We start from the raw sequence: 19,862 nt of genomic DNA, 5'->3' as shown, positions 1-19,862 counted from the left end.
TATTAAAAAAGGTGATATTCCATCAGTTCAGAATATCACCTTTTTCATATGACATATGTCACATTTTTTATAAATTGCCCTTAAGATAATTTACTGCAATTGCTGTTCTATGTTCTAAATTGGTCTTATCTAGTATAGATGTTATATAATTTCTAACAGTACCTTCTGATATAAATAATTTATTACTAATCTCTTTATTATTAAGTCCTTCACTTATAGCTACAATTACTTCTTTTTCACGTTCTGTAAAATCGAATTTAGTTATATCCTTACTAGTTGCTTGTTTATTTATCTTAGCTAATACTTCATCATTCATAACAATATTATTGTTATATACTGATTCAACTGCATTAGCTATTTGTTCTGGACTACTACTCTTTAAAATATACCCTCTTGCTCCATAATTAATTGCTTCATTAACATATTCATCTTCATCAAATGTAGTAAGAATTAAACATTTAGTATTAGTTTTATTAGTTATTTCCTTTATTGCTTCTACACCGTTTAATTCTGGCATTCTAATGTCTAATAATGCAATATCTATTCCTCCTTGTAAGCATTTCTCTACTGCTTCTCTTCCATTTTCACCTTCTTCTACTATTTCAATATTACTTTTTTTCATTGGAAGTAATATCTTCAAACTTTCTCTTATTAATTTGTCATCATCACATATAAGAACTCTTATAGCCATATATCTTACACTCCTACTAGCATACTTATTACAAATCCATTATCATTATAAAAATCTATATTTCCATTTATAACTTTTGCTCTTTCAATCATTCCTTTTAATCCTATTCCCATATTCTCTTTGTTTAGTGTTGCACCTATTCCATTATCTCTTATCTCTAGTCTAGCTATTTTATTATATATGTATAAGTTAATTTCAATTTTAGTAGCTTTAGAATACTTAGCTGCATTAGTTAATGCTTCTTTTATATTATCTTTAAATACTTCTATAATCATTGATGGCAATCTGTTAATTTCTCCTTCAACATTAAATCTACAGCTTATTCCACTAACACATTGAAATTTAACTATTATTTCATTTAAATCTTCTAGTGAAATAATTTTTTCTTCTGGTTTTACATTATGTAAAAAATCTCTTATTTCTTCCATACCTTCTCTTAAATTATTTATTGAATTATTTAAAAAATCCTTGCTAGTTTGTACATCACTATCCATAATCTCCCTAGCCACTTCTAACTGCATAATAGATCCTGCAATTCTATGACCTAATTTGTCATGTAGTTTTTGTGCTATATAATTTCTCTCTTTTAATGTTGTTATTATAACATTTTGCTCTAAATATTTATCTAAGTTAATCATTTTTTTCTTCATTATTCCTTCTGATTCCCTAAGATCTTTATTAAGAAGTTTTAATTCTTGTTTAGAATTATAATCCGATTCTATATTGTATAAGTACATAGTAACTAAAAAATTATAGATAACAAGATTTATTATCTCGTCTTTTCCATTTAAAAACATAGAAATTACAATAACAATACCAGCACTCAAATACACATTAAGTTTATATCCTATAATATTTAATACTACCATAGGCACAAGGTATAATCCAATTTTTAAATTATATACATTAATAGATAGCAAAATAATACTAGCCTCTAATAATGATATTATAATATTATTTTTTTCAATAAATGTATTTATTTTTTTTAATAACTCTATTAGAATAATTATTAAAACTACTAATGTACAATATATAACAATTTGTTTATTACTATCATTACTTAAACTTATCTGTAATAGTCCAAGTATTGCTAAAAATATATTTATTGCTAATGTAAATAAACTTTTCTTCATCAATATCGCTCCAATTCTTTTCTATAACATATTATACATTTAATTGTTATATTTTTCTATTGCAATATATTCCTCCTATAAATATTGATATACTTAATACACTAGTAAATGATATTATTATAAAAATTATTTTGCCCAAATTATTAAGTGGAACTATATCCCCAAATCCTATTGTTACAAAGGAAGCTATCGTATAATACAATAAATCTAACATAGAAGGATTGTTAGAAAAGGTATTTACATCTATAACATATGCTCCTATCACTAATATATAGAGATTTACTATTATCATTAAAATAATTATAATACCAATTATTAAATAAGGGAAAAACGTGCTATTATCTTTTTTTGATAATTTTACTACCTTAGGATTTTTAATAAACATAAATAGAATATGAATATTAATAAGATACGAAATAACATTAGCAACCAATATAGTAATTATATATCTTATAGCTAACCTAGGAGCAATAAATATTAGTAAGATATTTATACTTATAATAAAATAACTAGTTAGAAATTCTTCTCTGATATTACTATCTAAGGATTTGCCTATTATCTCATTATATCTTGAAATAATAACAAGCATATATCCAAATATATAATGAAAAATTAATGTTATAACTATAAAATACCCTATATTAACAACCTTATATATACTTACAAAAATTCTATAAAAGCTCAAAAATATTGAAACTTCTGAAATAATAATCATTATCCGTATTAATAATTTATTATCTGCATAATAATTATTAACATATTTCACTAATAATTTTACCTTATTTATACCTAACAATCTAATAATAATAATAAGTATAACTATTAAACCAAAAATCATTTTCATAGTTTCTATCCATTTATTAATTACTCTATATATTATTACCATTATAATTTAATAATGAAAAAATCTCACAAAATACTTTGTGAGATTTTAATATATTATAACAAATTTTAGTTATTTTGAGGTTTACCATTTAAATATTAATATAAGATATACTTAAATATCTGCAACAGTTAAGATATTTTCTACAACACTAAGCGTATTCTTATTACATTTATTACACTTAACCTTAAAAATATCTTCATTAGAATTTAATATATTCAAATTTGATTTGCAAACTTTACATCTTCCATTTAGAGTGATTATTTTCCCAGACCTTGTAAAAATATTAACTAAAGCAGATGACTCTAATTTTCTGCATCTTGCGCAATAAGTCAACTTATTATAATAAGTAAATGATAATATCTCATTCTTTTCATCTAAGTCGTCTAATATAATTTTATCTTCTTCTTCTAATTCATTATAAATTTCTTCAATAGATGAAACATTTTTAATCTGCCCTATGAGAAATTTTTCTTCATAACTACAGTTATTACATGAAACTGAGATTTTCATTATCATATTGCTGCCTCCTATTCTTTTGGCCTTATACAATATAATTCGTCTCTCATTGTAGTTATATTTATACCTTTTATAAAACGTTCACTATATCTTTACATTTATTTTTTATTTGTAATCTTTTTTAATTCTTGAGGACAATCTGTTATTATACCATCTATATTCCACTTTATTAACATATTCATCATCTCTGGTACATTAACAGTATAAGTATTCACTTTTAATTTATATCTATGAGCTTCTTTTATGTATTCTTCATCTAGTAATAATGCCGAAGGATGGAGTGCATCTACTTTATATTTTTTTGCATATTCTCCTATATTCTTTATGTTTTTTGAATACAACATTCCTGTTACTATTGTATTATCTATCTCCTTACACTTTAAAAGTGCATTATGATTGAAACTTGAAAGAATTATTCGTGATTTCATGTTATATTGTTTCACCATGTCTATAACATCTTTTTCTATGCCTTCATAATTTATTTTATCATTTTTTATTTCTATATTTATTAACATTTTATTACTTTTAAAAATATCTAGCACTTCTTCTAAAGTCGGTATATAAGTTTGTCTATTTAAATAATATTTTAAAGATTTGTGTTTTAAGCTTTGTAATTCTTTTAATGTATAATCTTTAACATATCCCTTTCCTCTATGTGTTCTATTTACCTTCTCATCATGAATCACTACTAATACATTATCTTTTGTCTTATGGACATCTAATTCTATTGCATCTGCTCCTATTTCTATAGCTTTGCTAAATGCTAAAATAGTATTTTCAGGATATTTTGAACTATATCCTCTATGTGCAAAATTAATCATAACCTATACCACCTTTCTATAATATAATTATATATCACATTCTTTGCTTTTAGTCATTTACTAGCAGGTATTTTTTCATTCTATAAAAATTTATATAAGATTTTAAAATTAACATAACTTATGATACTATTATATTAAAATAAGAAACCAAGGAGTAAAAAAATGATTCGATCAAATTATCATACACATACTTATAGATGTGGTCATGCTACTGGTACTGAAGAAGAGTATATTATAGAAGCTATCAAGAATAATACAAATATCCTAGGAATAAGTGATCATGGTCCTTTTCCTGACGTATATCATGATTTCAAAATGAACTTTAATGATTTTCCTGATTACTTAAATACACTTGATGAATTAAAAGAAAAATACAAAGAAAAAATTAAAATTCTTAAAGCAGTAGAAATAGAATATTTTCCTCAAGAAATGAATTTTTATGAAGAACTTTTAACTAAATACAATTTAGATTACCTTTTATTAGGTCAACATATGTATTATAAAGACAATAACCTTGTTACTTATAATCTAATTGATAATACTAGCTATCTTATAGATTACGCAAATTCCATAAAAGAAGCTATGGAGACAAAATTATTTAGTATAGTTGCACATCCAGATTTCTTTATGAAATTCTTTTTACCTTATGATGATAATTCTAAAAAAGCAACTGATATAATATTAAATGCTGCAGTAAAAAATAATATTACCTTAGAAATAAATGCAAATGGAATAAGAAATGGAAAATTTGATACTCCAGATGGCTATAGATATATGTATCCCTTTACTCCTTTCTGGGAAGAAGTTGCAAAAACTAACATAAAAGTAGTTGTAAATTCTGATTGTCATAATCCAAAGGACATGTGGGATAATGCTATGTTAGAAGCTATTGAATTTGCTAAACAACTTAATATAGAAATAGAATAATTTTAAAAAAGCAACTCCTTCTTGTAATAATTTGTTATTTAGATTATTGCCAAGAAGAAGTTGTTTTATTCAGTTTACATGAATTTTTTTAGGGCCTATTTATACATTTTTAGTTTTCTTAGTAATATTCACTTAATATTACCACTCTAAAGTTTTGTTTTAAAGTTTAAAGCTATATACTTGATTTTCAAACGAAGTTTTGTAGGAATCATTCTATACATTCTATATGCAATTAGTTTTTTCCTATTTTTTCTTTTATACCACTTATCAAGTTTTTCATAACCTTCTGTAACATACATATTCAAAATATAATTTCTAATTTTTGATTCATCAGATGGCTTTTTCAACTGACCATTTCCTCGACTAATTTTTTCATAAGACGATTTATCTAAACAAATCCATTTTCCCATACCTTCGAAAAGTTTCTTCCCTTTTTCTGTATTTACCAAAGCACAAGAAATTCCTTTATTTTCATCATATTCTTCTTTATTTAATAATTCTGATTGTTCTTTTCTTATCCCCCAATAATCACCAATAGTGATATCACTTACTCTTTCTTTTCTTGCATAAGGACAACTATAGCAATTTTCTCTATATATATCGCCATTTAAAAAGAATGTATAGTATGATGATAAACGTGCTAAAGTATAAAAACTTTTCACTTTACCTGATGGATACTTAAAATCAATTCGTCCATTTAGTCCCCAACCTTTTGTTTTATCTCTAAAGCAATAGCCTATGACAGATGCATTCTTCTTCTTAGATTCATTATTAATAAAATCATTAAAAAATTGTGCATTTGGCACTCCATGGCAAATTACATCTATTGTCCATAAATTTTCATAATATTTTTTTAAATAACCATATAAACCTGCAATTTGACATGGTGTTCCTGAAAAAAGAACTTTTTTACCATTCTCAAGATGAATTTGGGCCTTTTTATAACAATCATCAATCATACTTTGAACATATTTTGACCCTTGTAATTTATAAAGTTCATCTATTGACGTAACTTCAATATGATGTGGATTGACATAACCATCATTAAATTCTAATGTAGCTCCATATACAACGCCACCCTCCTTAAGAAATTGTGTTGCGATTGCTGAAAATACGCCACCTGAAGCCGACTTAAATAACTGCTCTTCATTTTTGTTTACTGCTGCATAAGCTGAAATAGGTTCTTGTAAATAATTCACTTCTTGATAATTACAAGACTTTTTACATAACCCACATTCAATACATCTACCTTTATCTATAAACGGATACAAAAAGCCCTCCTTATCGGGTTTCATAGAAATTGCATTCTTAGGACATACATTTAAACATGCACCACATCCACAACATTTTTCTTTTTCATCAAAAAGAACAATTCCCATATTATAATCTCCTTTTCTTACCTTCTACTTCCTTAAACAATTTCTTTAAATAATTTCAACTAATAATGACATCCTTAAAGAAATATTTATTAAATGCTATTTATAAATTTACATCATTAAGATTGTATCCAATTTAAATATAAAAATCAAGTTATTACCACATCAGCTAACGATAAAGATTAATTTTATTTATATTGAATAAAAACATAGTACATCAAATATAACAAATATTATTTCTCTAATTCTTTTGTTGTGACTACTTCAAGTTTATATTCTTCTATATCATATTTCTTTAGTACTTCTAATATTTCCTTTTGAAATATCTCATTTATCTTTTCACAATTTATATTTGCCATAGTAATCACTCCTTATAATTTTAGTAAACGTTATCATTTATTATATCGTAATAATCTTATTGATAATTTAGCTACTTAAAATTATATTTACCTTTTATTTTTACTATTTAATCTTTATTCATATATTAAAAATTTGAGAATATAATTTCCTAAAGAGCAAAAAATTAAGTTAGCTTTTAAAATGCTGTAGTATACACCTTTTGTAAATTTACAACATTTAGCCAACTTAATTTTTTTTATTAATTAAACCCCAAAATTATTTTACGCCTCTAAGCACTTATCTAAAGATTTACTTATTTCATCTTTATTTAAATGTTGTCCTATAAATACAAGTTTTATTTCTCTATCTCCATATTGTTCATCCCAGTTATCCATTATATCAGGATATTGCTTCTTTAACTCTTCAAATTCATCTTTTGGTGCTGATGCAAACCATTGTCCTGCTTCTTGGAATGATACTTGTTTTCCTGCTTGTTCAAACACATAAGCCATATCATACTCATCTGATGTATACATCATTCCTTTGCATCTTATTATATTAGTAGGCCACTTATCAATCCACTCAGCAAACTTTTTCTTGTTAAATGGTGCTCTTCTATAATATACAAAAGAATTAATTCCATACTCTTCTGTTTCTGATTCTTCTTCCTCTTCTGGATTTTCTAAATAATGAATCCATCCTGCTGAATTACATGCTTTTTCAAAGTTAAATGCATGTGTATCCATAACTTCCTTTAAATCTATTTGTGAGTGATTAGCTTCTATAATCTTTGCTTCTGGTTGTAATTTCTTAATTACTGCTTTTACTTTTTTAAGTTGTTCTTCTGATACTAAATCTACCTTATTTAATACTATAGTATTACAGAATTCTATCTGTTCTATTATTAAGTTTTCAATATCTTCTTCATCAATATCGTCATTATCTACAAGGCTATCCCCATTCTCAAATTCAGTTGCTATTCTAAGCGCATCAACAACTGTTACTATATTATCTAATCTACATACTGCTGGTAAGTTAGTTCCTTGTTGTGAACCATCTAGCATAGTTATTGTTTGTGCTATAGGAATTGGCTCACATATACCACTAGCTTCTATCAATATATAATCAAATTTATTCTTTGATACAATCTCTGCTATTTGTTCTATCAAATCCATTTTTAATGTACAACATATACAACCATTTGAAAGAGGAACTAAATTTTCTTCTTTTTTATCTACTTTACCACCTTTTTCAATAAGATCAGCATCAACATTAACTTCTCCTATATCATTTACTATTACAGCTACCTTATAACCTTGTTGGTTATTAAGTATATGATTAATAAGTGTAGTTTTTCCTGCTCCTAAATAACCTGTTAATAATGTAATTGGTACTAATTTTTTATTCATAAAAAAACATCCCCTTAATTAATATAATAAATCCTAATACAACTATTGATAATAAAAACATCAATATAAGCTTTATAGGACTGTATAATCTTTTGTTATCTTCAAATAATTCTAAAATATCATTATGCCTATCTCTTATAATAACATAAACTCCATAACCTAACACTGTTCCAAAAGTATTTAAAATAACATCATCAATGTCCGTACCTCTTGATAATGGCATCTGCATAATCTCTATAGATACTGACAACAACATTCCAAATATAGTGCATCTGTATATATTTTTATACTTACACCAAATAATAGGTAATAAAAAGCCTATAGGCATAAACATAATTATATTTCCTAATATATTCTTAATTCTAAAAATATTATTAGGACATCTCATTATTATTCCTATCCCATGAGATGGTATTAAATTAAATACTCCATGCTGTCTTAACTGCAATCCACTAAGTGGACTAATGCCCGTTACCGCAAACATAAATGTTAATACAAGTAACAGTATAGATATAGCTATTTCGATATAAATAGTGCTTTCTCGCTTCTTATATGTTGTAAATTGATATATTAAGAAAAACATATATATAAGTAAATTCAAATAAAGTAATGTCATATATTCCACCTAAATGCAAAGAAATTGTTTAAGTACTAAATCCCTAAACAATTTCCATTTTACACTATTTATTCACATAATCCAATATCATTTCTGCAATAACTGTCTTTAAAGTTTACAAATTTGATATTATTGTAAGCATCTTTTCTAGCTTCTTCTACTGTCTTACCTGTACCTATTACTGATAAAACTCTTCCGCCATTAGTTTTTAATACTCCATCTTCAAATTTAGCTCCTGCTATAAATACTTTATCTTTTATTGCATCATCTATAGTTATTTCATATCCTTTTTGGAACTTTCCTGGATATCCCTTTGATGCAAGAACAACATTTATGCATACTCCATCTTTCCATTTAACTGTTGTCTTACTTAATGATTCATTCATAGCAGCTTCTATAAGCTCAAATAAATCACTTTCCATTAAGCTAAGTACTGATTGAGTTTCTGGATCTCCCATTCTTACATTATATTCAAGTAAATAAGTTCCTTTTTTAGTTATCATAAGTCCAAAGAATATTATACCCTTAAAGTCAAAACCTTCTGCTTGAATTCCTTTTAAAGTATTTGCCATAATATTTTCTTCAAAATCCTTCATTACATCATCTGTAACATATGGGTTTGGAGCAAGTACTCCCATTCCACCAGTATTAGGTCCCTTTCCGCCATCATATATTTGTTTATGATCCTTACCTGATACAAAAGGAATTATTGTTTTACCATCTGTTATAGATAATATTGATGCTTCTACACCTTCTAAGAATTCTTCTATTACTACTTTTTGGCCTGCACCATTAAATATGTCATTTACCATACAATCATCTATAGCTTTTATTGCTTCTTCTTTATTAAAGCATATTATAACACCTTTTCCAGCTGCTAATCCATCTGCCTTAATTACAGTTGGATATGCACAATCTTCAAGATATTTCTTAGCTTCATCTGCATCTGTAAATACTGCATATTCTGCTGTCTTTACGCCATACTTTTTCATGAATTCTTTAGAGAAACTTTTACTTCCTTCTAATTGAGCTCCTGCTTTATCTGGTCCAAATATTCTAAGTCCTTGTGATTTAAACTTATCTGTTATTCCTCTTGTTAATGGATCTTCAGGACCTACAACTGTTAGATATATATCATTTTCCTTTGCAAATGCTGCTAATTCATCTAAATCAGTTATATTTATATTTTCACATTTATTTTCTATTGCAGTTCCACCATTACCTGGTGCTACATATATTTTATCTACCTTTGGGCTTTTTGCAAGCGTATGTGCTATTGCATGTTCTCTTCCGCCTGAACCTATTAATAATAATTTCATAAGTTTCCTCCTAATTATAACAATTATTTTCTTAAAAAGCTGTTGCTAAAAAAACAACAGCTTTTAGTAAGTATTAATGTTTAAAATGTCTTAATCCAGTGAACACCATTGCTATTCCATGTTCATTACATGCATCTATAGATTCTTGATCTCTCATAGAACCACCTGGTTGAATTATAGCTTTAATTCCGTATTTTGCTGCTTCATCAACAACATCTCTAAATGGGAAGAAAGCATCAGATGCTAATATTGTTGCACCTTTACCTCTCTTTAACGCATCTTCTGTAGGCCAGATTCTATTAACTTGACCTCCACCTATTCCAAGAGCGATTCCATTATGTGCAACTACTATTGCATTAGATTTTACATATTTAACTACTTTCATTCCAAATAATAAATCTTTCATTTCTTCATCAGTAGGTTTCTTTTCAGTTACTACTTTTATTTCGTCTACTAACTTCTTATCTTCTTCTTGAACTAATATTCCACCATCAACTGTAACCATATATCTCTTATCTTGAGGTGTCTTATGAACTTTTAATACTCTTAAATTTTTCTTAGTCTTTAATACTTCTATTGCATCATCATCATAATCTGGTGCAGCTATAACCTCTAAGAATATCTTAACCATTTCTTCTGCTGTCTTCTTGTCAACCTTTCTGTTGAAAGCAACTATTCCACCAAAGATAGATGTTGGATCTACTTCATAAGCTTTTGTATATGCTTCGTATGGATTAGTTCCTATAGCAACTCCACATGGTGTATTATGCTTTAATGCACAACATGCTGGTTCTTCGAACTCATTAACGCATTTCCATGCTATATCCATATCTTTAAAGTTATTATATGATAATTCTTTACCATTTAATATTTCTATACTATTCATAGCACCTTGAACTGTAGTTGACTCATAGAATGCTGCACTTTGATGAGAATTTTCACCATATCTTAAACTTTGTTTCTTTCTAAATGATGCTGATAGATATTCAGGATATTCTTCTGTTCCTTCTAACATGAAATTAGCAATTGCTGCATCATACGCACCCATAAGGTTAAATACTTTTCCAGCTAGCTTTTTCTTAGTATTGTACGAAACTTCTCCGTCCTTTTCCATTTCATCCATAACTACTTTATAGTCATCTTTATCACTTATAACTACTACATCTTGGAAGTTCTTTGCTGCTGCTCTTAGCATTGTAGGACCTCCGATATCGATAAATTCTACTTTTTCTTCAAATGTTAAATCTTCTTTTACCTTTTCAAAGAATGGATATAAGTTTACAACAACATAGTCAATTGGATGAATATCTCTTTCTTTTAAAGTATTCATATGTTCTTCATTTCCTCTTATTGCTAGTATACCTGCATGTATAAGTGGATGAAGAGTCTTAACTCTACCATCTAACATTTCTGGGAAGTCTGTTACTTCATTTACTTCTATAACATTAACTCCTGCTTCTTTTAGGTGTTTATAAGTTCCTCCTGTAGAAATTATTTCAACACCTTTTGATTCTAAGTATTTAGCAAATTCTGCTACGCCATCTTTATAGAACACACTAATTAAAGCTCTTTTTTTCACGTTTACTAGTCCTCCTTTAATTATCTATCTTAACTCTACCATTTATTATACTTACTTTACCTTCGGCTATTAATCCTACCACTTCTGGTAGTATTATATGCTCCTTTTCTAATATCCTCTTCTGAAGAGTTTCTGCATCATCTTCATAATATACAGGGACAACTTCTTGCTTAATTATAGCCCCTCCATCAACTTCACTATTAACAAAGTGAACAGTACAACCCGAGAATTTTACGCCCTTCTTTATAGCTGCTTCATGAACTTTTAGTCCATACATATTAGGTCCACAAAATGATGGTATAAGTGATGGATGAATATTAATTATCTTATTACTATATTCTTCTAATAGGTTACCTCCTAATATTGAAAGGTAACCTGCTAGAACTATTAAATCTATGCTTCTCTCTTTACATATCTCTAATATTTTATCTGATTGTTTATCCCCATATTCTTTTCTTGAAACAACAGCATAATCTATGTTATGTTTCTTGGCTCTATCTATTGCAAAAACCCCATCTTTATTGCTTATTACTATATCAATTGCACAATTTATCTTTTTACTTTCTACAGCATCTATAATAGACTGTAAATCAGTTCCGCCCCCGGAAACTAATACTGCTATTTTAAACAAATGCCGTCACCTCCAGATGTAACGTATCCTATTTCAAAAGCTTCTTCTCCCATATCTTTTAATGCCTTTAGAACACCGTCAACATCCTTTTCATTTACACATAATACAAATCCTATTCCCATATTAAATGTATTATACATATGATCTTTATCTACACCTAGTTCTATCATCTTTTCAAAAATAGCTGGTACTTTATAACTATCTTTATTGATAACTGCTGTTAATTCTCTTCCATTAAACATTCTTGGTACATTTTCTATAAATCCACCACCAGTAACATGTGCCATTCCTTTTATCTCGAATGATTCCATTAATTTTAATACTGGTTTTACATATATTTTAGTTGGAGTAATTAATGTCTTCCATACCTCTTCTCCATTAAATTCCATATCTAAATCAGTGAATATCTTTCTTACTAAAGAAAATCCATTAGAATGAACTCCTGAAGATGCAATACCTATTAATTTATCTCCATCATTTATTTTACTTCCATCAATTATTTCATCTTTTTCAGCTATACCTACAGCAAATCCTGCTATATCATAATCTCCTTCTTTATAAAAACCTGGCATTTCAGCTGTTTCTCCACCTACTAATGCACAATCTGATTGAAGACATCCATCAGAAACACCTTTTACTAAGTCAGCTGCTACTTCTGCTTCAAGTTTTCCACAAGCAATATAATCTAAGAAAAATAAAGGTTTAGCACCATGGCATAATATATCATTAACACACATAGCTACACAATCTATACCTACTGTATCGTACTTTTTCTTCTTACATGCTATATCAAGCTTAGTTCCAACACCATCTGTACCTGAAACTAATACTGGTTTCTTATATCCCTCTGGTAATTCTACCATTCCTGCAAAGCTTCCTAAACCATTAAGTACATATTCACTCATAGTTCTTGCTGCATATTCTTTTATTAATTTTACTGATCTGTATCCTTCTTCTATGTTTACTCCAGAATCCTTGTAAGTTATCATTAATTTACCCTACCTTTCAAGATAATCTTTTCCTGCTTCTATTGGTGTAGCTACTGGATATACTCCATTAAAACATCCTACACAGAAACCTTTTTTCCCTTCAAAACACTTATACATTCCTTCCATACTTAGGTATCCTAATGAATCGCAACCTAATATTTCTGAAATTTCATGTACCTTGTGGTTTGCACCTATTAATTCACTTCTATATGCAGTATTTATTCCAAAATAACATGGGAATTTTACTACTGGTGATGCAATTAAAAGATGTACTTCTTTAGCCCCTGCTCTTCTCATAGCTTCAACTAAATGTCTAGATGTTGTACCTCTTACAATTGAGTCATCTATCATTATTACTCTCTTACCTTCAACATTTACCTTAAGAGGGTTAAGCTTAACTGCAACTGCTCTCTCTCTTACTTCTTGAGAAGGAGATATAAATGTTCTTCCAACATATCTGTTCTTAATGAAACCTGTTCCAAATGGAATTCCTGAAGCTTTTGCATAACCAATTGCTGCTGGTATTCCCGAATCTGGAACTGGCACAACTAAATCTGCATCTATAACATGTTCTTTGTATAATTGTTCTCCAGCTCTTACTCTAGTTGTATATACGTCAAGTCCGTCTATCTGAGAATCTGGTCTTGCAAAATATATATATTCAAAAGAACAAGTTTGACATCCAGAATCTTCTGCATATATTACTGATTTTATTCCTTCTTCATCAATAACTACTATTTCTCCTGGTTTAACATCTCTTACAAATTCAGCACCTACCGCATCAAGTGCACAGCTTTCAGAAGATAATATATACGCATCATCTAGTTTTCCTATACATAATGGTCTTATACCATGAGGATCTCTTGCACCTATTAGTTTATCTTTTGTTATAATTACTAAAGCAAAACTTCCCTTAACTGCCTGCATTGCATCAACTACTGCTCTTTCTATACCCTTAGATGCACCTCTTGCAAGTAATGTTGCTATTACTTCTGTATCTATTGTAGTATGGAATATATGACCTCCATCTTCTAGAAGTTCTCTTATAACATCAGCATTAACCAAGTTACCATTATGAGCCATTGCAATTGTACCAATCTTTGAATTAGATACAAGTGGTTGAGAATTCTCTACTGTATTTGCACCAGTTGTTGAATATCTAACATGACCTACTGCAATATTTCCTTTTAACTTATGAAGATCTTCAGTATTCTTGAAAGCATCAGTTATTAATCCAAGTCCTTTATGCATATTTATAGTTTCGCCATTTGAAACTGCTATTCCTGCACTTTCTTGTCCTCTATGTTGTAATGCATATAATCCATAATATGTTACACCAGCTGCATCTAGAGGTTTTGGAGAATAAACTCCAAAAACTCCACATTCTTCTTTAAACTTGTCTAAACTTGGATCTAATATTAAATCAAAGTCAGTTTTTATCATATTATTTTTCCCCTTTAATTCTATTTAATATTTCTATATATGCTCCTTCTACATTTCCCATGTCTCTTCTGAATCTATCTTTATCTAGTTTTTCACCAGTTGTTGCATCCCAGAATCTACATGTATCAGGTGATATTTCATCTGCAAGAACTATTTCTCCATTTGGTAATTTACCAAATTCTATCTTGAAGTCAATTAAATTAATATTTAATTTAGAGAAGAATTCTTTTAATAAATCATTAATCTTAGCTGTCATATCTAATATTGTATCTATTTCTTCAAATGTTGCAGCTCCAATAGCTACTGCGTGATATGAATTTATTAATGGATCTCCTAGAGCATCATCTTTATAAGAGAATTCAAATACTGTAGTTTTTAATTTGTAACCTTCTTCAAGTCCTAATCTCTTAGCCATACTTCCAGCTGCTACGTTTCTAACTATAACTTCTAGAGGAACTATCTCAACCTTCTTACATAATTGTTCTCTTTCATTTAATTTCTTAATGAAGTGAGTCTTTATTCCATTCTCGTTTAACATTTCGAAGATCATTGTTGTTATAGCATTATTTAAAACACCTTTGTTGTCTATTTGAGCTTTCTTTTCTCCATTGAATGCTGTTGCATCATCTTTGTAATAAACTATTATTTCATCTTCCTTATCTGTTTTAAATATTTGCTTTGCCTTTCCTTCGTATAACATTTCTAATTTTTCCATTATAGTTCTACTCCTTCCCCATTTTCAGCGATGAATTTTTCCTTCATCTCAGCTCTTTTTTGTATAAGTTTTTCTTTTATCTCTGGATATTTTAATGATAATATCTGTACTGCAAGCATACCTGCATTATAGCTATTATTTATTCCAACTGTTGCAACTGGAATTGATTTTGGCATTTGCACTATAGATAATAGTGCATCCATTCCTTCTAATGCAGCCTTAACTGGAATACCTATTACAGGTAGAACAGTTTGAGATGCAATAACACCTGGTAAATGAGCTGCAAGTCCAGCTCCAGCTATTATTACTTCGCATCCTTCATTTTCTACTTGCTTAATTGTTTCAGATAATTTTTCTGGAACTCTATGTGCAGATAATACAAATGCTTTATATGATATTCCATATTCATTTAATGCATTAGCTGCTCCCTTCATAATATCAGTATCTGATTTACTTCCGAAAATAATTGCTACTTTCATTATTAAACCCCTTTCAATTATTCAAAATATTTAACACCTGATTTAAATATCTTTTGATCATAATTTCCTTCTACGTTCTTATATAAGTTAGCTCCAATTCTTTCAGAGTGACCCATTTTACCAAGAACTCTACCATCTGGACTAGTTATACCTTCTATTCCATACATAGATCCATTTGGATTATATGGCATATCAAGTGACACATTTCCATCAAAATCTACATATTGAGTTGCTACTTGTCCATTTGCTATTAATTCCTTAATTAAACTCTCTGGTGCAACAAATCTACCTTCACCATGAGATATTGCAACTGTATGAATATCTCCAACATTTACTTCATTAAACCAAGGTGATTTTACTGAAGCTATTCTTGTTCTTATTAATGATGACATATGTCTATTAATATTATTGTAAGTTAATGTTGCCATATCTTCTTCTATATCTCTTATTTCTCCATAAGGAACTAATCCTAATTTAATTAATGCTTGGAAGCCGTTACATATACCTAACATTAATCCGTCTTTGTTATTTAATAATTCATTAACTGCATTTTTAATTTTCTCATTTCTAAATACAGTTGCTATGAATTTACCTGAACCATCTGGTTCATCTCCCGCAGAGAATCCTCCTGGAATCATTACTATTTGAGCTGTACTTATTTCTTTTTGTAATTTTTCAATAGATTCCACAAAAGTATTCTTATTTAAGTTTCTCAAAATAACTGTACTAACTTCTGCACCTTCTCTCTCAAATGCACGTTTAGTATCATCTTCACAGTTAGTTCCTGGGAATACAGGAATAACAACCTTTGGTTTTGCTATTTTTATTACTGGAGTTTTTGTATTTCTCTCAGTATAAGATATTTCTTGAACTTTCTCGTTAGTTTCTTTTGTATTTATTGGGAATACTGTACTTAATTTCTTTTCTAATGTATCTTGAAGTTCTTGTATACTAAATTCTAAATCAAATCCTCTAGATACTATCTTTTCTTCTTTTATTGTTGTACCTATTTCTCTATAAACACATCCATTGAATATTTCATCTATATTATTTCCTTCTGGAACTTCAACAAGCAATGAACCATAATTTAATCCAAATAATTCATCTAATGAAATGTTTCCAAAGTCAGCTCCTATTCTATTACCAAGTGACATCTTAGTTATAGCTTCACATACTCCTCCAAATTTAAGTGAATATGCTGATATAATCTTCTTTTCTCCAATAAGTTCATATACTGTTTCCATATTTAATTTAAACTTATCCATGTCTATAGTACCATCTTCAAGTTTTTCACTCATTAATAATACTAATTTAGAGCCTATCTTCTTAAATTCAGGTGATATAATTCTATCTGCTTTTTCATATCCTACAGCAAAGCTTACTAATGATGGTGGAACATCTATATCATCAAATGTACCTGACATTGAATCTTTACCACCAATTGCTGCTATATTTAAATCTTCTTGTACTTGTAAAGCACCAAGTAATGCTGCAAATGGCTTACCCCATCTCTCAGGTTTCTTACCTAATCTCTCAAAGTATTCTTGGAATGTAAGTCTAGCTTTTCTATAATCTCCACCCATAGCAGTAAGCTTAGTAACACTTTCAACTACAGAATAGAATGCCATATGATATGGACTCCATTCACCTAAATCTGGATTAAATCCAAATGTCATAAGTGATGCATCATCTGTTTCTCCATCAAATACAGGTATTTTAGCTGCCATACCTTCTGCTGGAGTTTTTGAATACTTTCCACCAAATGGTGCAAGAACTGTTCTCGCCCCTATAGATGAGTCAAATCTCTCTACTAAACCTTGTTGTGATGCCACATTAAGTTTTTGTAATGTTTCAAGCCACTTAGACTTAACATCTACATCGCCAACTTCAAACGAATATTCTTTAGGTGCTTCTACTATAATATCTGTCTTTTGAGTTGCTCCATTTGTATCTAAGAAACTTCTCTTAAGATCAACTATAGCTTTACCTCTCCAGAATAATCTTAATCTCTCTGTATCAGTTACCTTAGCAACTGTTACAGCTTCTAAGTTTTCTTCACTAGCAAGTTCTATAAATCTGTCTGCTACTGAATTGTGAACTACAACTGCCATTCTCTCTTGAGATTCTGATACTGCAAGTTCAGTTCCATCTAATCCTTCGTATTTTTTAGGTACTAAATCTAAGTTTATATCTAAGCCTCTACATAACTCACCTATTGCAACTGAAACACCACCAGCTCCAAAGTCATTACATCTCTTAATCATTTGAGCTGCTTCTTTGTTTCTGAATAATCTTTGAAGTTTTCTTTCTGTAGGTGCATTACCTTTTTGTACTTCTGCTCCACATGTTTCTATTGATTCTTCATTATGTTCCTTAGAAGATCCTGTTGCACCACCAACACCATCTCTACCAGTTCTACCACCTAGAAGAATAACTACATCTCCTACCTTTGGTTCTTCACGAACTACATTTTCTTTAGGTGCTGCTGCTATAACTGCTCCTACTTCCATTCTCTTTGCAACATAATTTTTATGATATACCTCTGAAACTTGACCAGTTGCAAGTCCTATTTGATTACCATATGAACTATAACCATGAGCTGCGCCTAATGTAATAGTTCTTTGAGGTAATTTACCCTTTAAGGTATCTTCTATAGGAACTGTTGGGTCTGCTGCTCCTGTAACTCTCATAGCTTGATATACAAATGTTCTACCTGATAATGGATCTCTAATTGCTCCACCAAGACATGTTGCTGCGCCACCAAATGGTTCTATTTCTGTTGGGTGGTTATGAGTTTCATTCTTGAACATTAGTAGATACTTTTCTATACCTTTATTTGTTTCTACATCTATATTAATAGAACATGCATTTATTTCATCAGAAACATCTAAGTCATCTAAATAACCTTTCTTTCTCATTTCTTTCATTCCAATAACTGCAATATCCATAAGAGTCATGTCTCTTGTAGTATCTGCTCCATAAACATAATCTCTTGCTTTTATATATGCTTTATAACTATTCTTTATAGGCGTTGTATATTTATTATCTTGGATTTCTACTTTTTGAATTGATGTTGAGAATGTAGTATGTCTACAGTGATCAGACCAATAAGTATCTATAACTTTTATTTCTGTAATACTTGGGTCTCTTTTTTCTTCATTCTTGAAATAATCTCTAATCATTATGATATCTTCAAGACTCATTGCCAAGCCTTGAGCTTTATGAAATGCCTTTAAATCTTCTTCATCATAATTAGTAAATCCTGTTAGAATCTCTACGTCTTTAGCTTCACTAACTGGTGCTTGTAATTCTCTACTGTATATATCTACTTCTCTTGAATCTACAGGATTGATATAGTAGTTTTTAATTTTTTTAACTTCATCTTCAGTTAGGTTTCCTTTTAAAACAATGATTTTAACTGATTTAACTTCTACTCTGTCTTCTGCTGTTAATAGCATAAAACATTCTGAAGCCGAATCTGCTCTTTGGTCATATTGTCCAGGTAAAAATTCTACTCCAAATGCAATATCCCCACTGTCGATATCTAATTTTTCTTCATAAACATTATCAACAGTTAATTCTGAGAAAATTGTATGTAGTGCTTTTTTGTAATATTCTTCTGTCACTTCCCCTATGATGTACTTATTAATAACTCTTATTCCTTTTAAGTTATCAATTCTTAAATTGCTTGAAATATCGCTAAGTAAACTCCTTGCTTCTACGTCGAACCCAGGTTTCTTTTCAACGAAAATGCATCTGTTTTTTAACATTAAAATACCTCCAAATTTGTAGTATTGCTTATTTGGATTCCTTAAAACCCCATTGTTTTACACTTATACTTTTTTTCTTGTAAAATTTTATTATCTTTTCACCATTTTTAGATTACCACCACGCTATTAATATGTCAATAATCCAAGAGGTAGTTTATATTAACATTCGTATTACACCGAACCATACTCTAATTTTTCCGTATAAATATACGTTTTTAAAATC

Annotated in this window: 18 protein-coding genes; 1 reads left to right on the top strand and 17 read right to left on the bottom strand. The window is 29.0% G+C overall.

Features of this window, described 5'->3' with window-relative positions:
• Window positions 1-67 precede the first annotated feature (67 nt).
• From KQI77_RS04545 to KQI77_RS04525, 5 genes are all read right to left on the bottom strand, one after another.
• Complete coding sequence (locus KQI77_RS04545) at window positions 68-691, bottom strand: response regulator transcription factor (RefSeq protein WP_216388841.1); 624 nt, start codon at window positions 689-691, stop codon at window positions 68-70.
• A gap of 5 nt (window positions 692-696) precedes the next feature.
• Window positions 697-1,824, bottom strand: a complete 1,128-nt coding sequence (locus KQI77_RS04540; RefSeq protein ID WP_216388839.1) for a sensor histidine kinase — start codon at window positions 1,822-1,824, stop codon at window positions 697-699.
• 46 nt (window positions 1,825-1,870) lie between these two features.
• Window positions 1,871-2,668 carry an ion channel gene (locus tag KQI77_RS04535; protein WP_216388837.1) on the bottom strand — a complete coding sequence of 266 codons (798 nt, stop codon included), beginning with the start codon at window positions 2,666-2,668 and terminating at the stop codon, window positions 1,871-1,873.
• A 153-nt stretch (window positions 2,669-2,821) separates the two neighbouring features.
• A complete protein-coding gene (locus KQI77_RS04530) occupies window positions 2,822-3,226 on the bottom strand; it encodes a hypothetical protein (RefSeq protein WP_216388836.1) in 405 nt (134 codons plus the stop codon).
• A 98-nt stretch (window positions 3,227-3,324) separates the two neighbouring features.
• Window positions 3,325-4,047: a glycerophosphodiester phosphodiesterase gene (locus tag KQI77_RS04525; protein WP_216388834.1), complete on the bottom strand. Its 723-nt coding sequence runs from the start codon at window positions 4,045-4,047 to the stop codon at window positions 3,325-3,327.
• Between the two features lie 162 nt (window positions 4,048-4,209).
• On the opposite strand from KQI77_RS04525, the gene KQI77_RS04520 reads away from it, so the two are divergent.
• Complete coding sequence (locus tag KQI77_RS04520) at window positions 4,210-4,974, top strand: histidinol-phosphatase (protein WP_216388832.1); 765 nt, start codon at window positions 4,210-4,212, stop codon at window positions 4,972-4,974.
• 146 nt (window positions 4,975-5,120) lie between these two features.
• Here the strand turns inward: KQI77_RS04520 and KQI77_RS04515 are convergent, their stop codons facing one another.
• The 12 genes from KQI77_RS04515 to KQI77_RS04465 all read right to left on the bottom strand — a co-directional run bounded on the left by KQI77_RS04515 (window position 5,121) and on the right by KQI77_RS04465 (window position 19,639).
• Window positions 5,121-6,353: a Coenzyme F420 hydrogenase/dehydrogenase, beta subunit C-terminal domain gene (locus KQI77_RS04515; RefSeq protein ID WP_216388830.1), complete on the bottom strand. Its 1,233-nt coding sequence runs from the start codon at window positions 6,351-6,353 to the stop codon at window positions 5,121-5,123.
• Window positions 6,354-6,583: 230 nt separating this feature from the next.
• A complete protein-coding gene (locus tag KQI77_RS13160) occupies window positions 6,584-6,709 on the bottom strand; it encodes a hypothetical protein (protein WP_301281674.1) in 126 nt (41 codons plus the stop codon).
• Window positions 6,710-6,970: 261 nt separating this feature from the next.
• Entirely contained in the window at window positions 6,971-8,098 is a 1,128-nt protein-coding gene (locus KQI77_RS04510) for a GTP-binding protein (protein ID WP_216388828.1), read from the bottom strand.
• Window positions 8,091-8,714 carry a VanZ family protein gene (locus KQI77_RS04505; protein ID WP_216388826.1) on the bottom strand — a complete coding sequence of 208 codons (624 nt, stop codon included), beginning with the start codon at window positions 8,712-8,714 and terminating at the stop codon, window positions 8,091-8,093. Before KQI77_RS04505 ends, KQI77_RS04510 begins: the two co-directional genes overlap by 8 nt.
• A gap of 68 nt (window positions 8,715-8,782) precedes the next feature.
• Entirely contained in the window at window positions 8,783-10,033 is a 1,251-nt protein-coding gene (gene purD, locus KQI77_RS04500) for a phosphoribosylamine--glycine ligase (protein ID WP_216388820.1), read from the bottom strand.
• Between the two features lie 73 nt (window positions 10,034-10,106).
• Window positions 10,107-11,612 (bottom strand): bifunctional phosphoribosylaminoimidazolecarboxamide formyltransferase/IMP cyclohydrolase, encoded by a 1,506-nt coding sequence (purH, locus tag KQI77_RS04495; protein ID WP_216388818.1) that lies wholly within the window; start codon window positions 11,610-11,612, stop codon window positions 10,107-10,109.
• A 16-nt stretch (window positions 11,613-11,628) separates the two neighbouring features.
• On the bottom strand, window positions 11,629-12,243 hold the full coding sequence (gene purN, locus KQI77_RS04490) for a phosphoribosylglycinamide formyltransferase (RefSeq protein ID WP_216388816.1): 615 nt from the start codon (window positions 12,241-12,243) through the stop codon (window positions 11,629-11,631).
• Complete coding sequence (purM, locus tag KQI77_RS04485; protein ID WP_216388814.1) at window positions 12,231-13,232, bottom strand: phosphoribosylformylglycinamidine cyclo-ligase; 1,002 nt, start codon at window positions 13,230-13,232, stop codon at window positions 12,231-12,233. The genes purN and purM overlap by 13 nt, the downstream gene beginning before the upstream one ends.
• Window positions 13,233-13,241: 9 nt before the next feature.
• On the bottom strand, window positions 13,242-14,675 hold the full coding sequence (gene purF / locus KQI77_RS04480) for an amidophosphoribosyltransferase (protein ID WP_216388811.1): 1,434 nt from the start codon (window positions 14,673-14,675) through the stop codon (window positions 13,242-13,244).
• 1 nt (window position 14,676) lies between these two features.
• Window positions 14,677-15,390 (bottom strand): phosphoribosylaminoimidazolesuccinocarboxamide synthase, encoded by a 714-nt coding sequence (purC, locus tag KQI77_RS04475; protein WP_216388809.1) that lies wholly within the window; start codon window positions 15,388-15,390, stop codon window positions 14,677-14,679.
• Window positions 15,390-15,869 carry a 5-(carboxyamino)imidazole ribonucleotide mutase gene (gene purE / locus KQI77_RS04470; protein ID WP_216388807.1) on the bottom strand — a complete coding sequence of 160 codons (480 nt, stop codon included), beginning with the start codon at window positions 15,867-15,869 and terminating at the stop codon, window positions 15,390-15,392. Before purE ends, purC begins: the two co-directional genes overlap by 1 nt.
• Before the next feature lie 17 nt (window positions 15,870-15,886).
• The gene (locus tag KQI77_RS04465; protein ID WP_216388805.1) at window positions 15,887-19,639 is read right to left on the bottom strand and encodes a phosphoribosylformylglycinamidine synthase; all 3,753 of its coding nucleotides are present in this window, start codon (window positions 19,637-19,639) and stop codon (window positions 15,887-15,889) included.
• Between the last annotated feature and the right edge of the window lie 223 nt (window positions 19,640-19,862).

Source organism: Clostridium sp. MSJ-8 (assembly GCF_018918325.1).
In the GTDB taxonomy this organism is placed as follows: domain Bacteria; phylum Bacillota; class Clostridia; order Clostridiales; family Clostridiaceae; genus Clostridium.
The sequence above is the reverse complement of the archived record's forward strand: the minus strand, read 5'-3'. Positions and strand labels throughout refer to the sequence as shown.

Bases quoted from the DNA above. Each gene is read 5' to 3' on its own strand.
- KQI77_RS04545 (WP_216388841.1), bottom strand. From the start codon at position 691: ATGGCTATAAGAGTTCTTATATGTGATGATGACAAATTAATAAGAGAA.
- KQI77_RS04540 (WP_216388839.1), bottom strand. From the start codon at position 1,824: ATGAAGAAAAGTTTATTTACATTAGCAATAAATATATTTTTAGCAATA.
- KQI77_RS04535 (WP_216388837.1), bottom strand. From the start codon at position 2,668: ATGAAAATGATTTTTGGTTTAATAGTTATACTTATTATTATTATTAGA.
- KQI77_RS04530 (WP_216388836.1), bottom strand. From the start codon at position 3,226: ATGATAATGAAAATCTCAGTTTCATGTAATAACTGTAGTTATGAAGAA.
- KQI77_RS04525 (WP_216388834.1), bottom strand. From the start codon at position 4,047: ATGATTAATTTTGCACATAGAGGATATAGTTCAAAATATCCTGAAAAT.
- KQI77_RS04520 (WP_216388832.1), top strand. From the start codon at position 4,210: ATGATTCGATCAAATTATCATACACATACTTATAGATGTGGTCATGCT.
- KQI77_RS04515 (WP_216388830.1), bottom strand. From the start codon at position 6,353: ATGGGAATTGTTCTTTTTGATGAAAAAGAAAAATGTTGTGGATGTGGT.
- KQI77_RS13160 (WP_301281674.1), bottom strand. From the start codon at position 6,709: ATGGCAAATATAAATTGTGAAAAGATAAATGAGATATTTCAAAAGGAA.
- KQI77_RS04510 (WP_216388828.1), bottom strand. From the start codon at position 8,098: ATGAATAAAAAATTAGTACCAATTACATTATTAACAGGTTATTTAGGA.
- KQI77_RS04505 (WP_216388826.1), bottom strand. From the start codon at position 8,714: ATGACATTACTTTATTTGAATTTACTTATATATATGTTTTTCTTAATA.
- purD (WP_216388820.1), bottom strand. From the start codon at position 10,033: ATGAAATTATTATTAATAGGTTCAGGCGGAAGAGAACATGCAATAGCA.
- purM (WP_216388814.1), bottom strand. From the start codon at position 13,232: ATGATAACTTACAAGGATTCTGGAGTAAACATAGAAGAAGGATACAGA.
- purF (WP_216388811.1), bottom strand. From the start codon at position 14,675: ATGATAAAAACTGACTTTGATTTAATATTAGATCCAAGTTTAGACAAG.
- purC (WP_216388809.1), bottom strand. From the start codon at position 15,390: ATGGAAAAATTAGAAATGTTATACGAAGGAAAGGCAAAGCAAATATTT.
- purE (WP_216388807.1), bottom strand. From the start codon at position 15,869: ATGAAAGTAGCAATTATTTTCGGAAGTAAATCAGATACTGATATTATG.
- KQI77_RS04465 (WP_216388805.1), bottom strand. From the start codon at position 19,639: ATGTTAAAAAACAGATGCATTTTCGTTGAAAAGAAACCTGGGTTCGAC.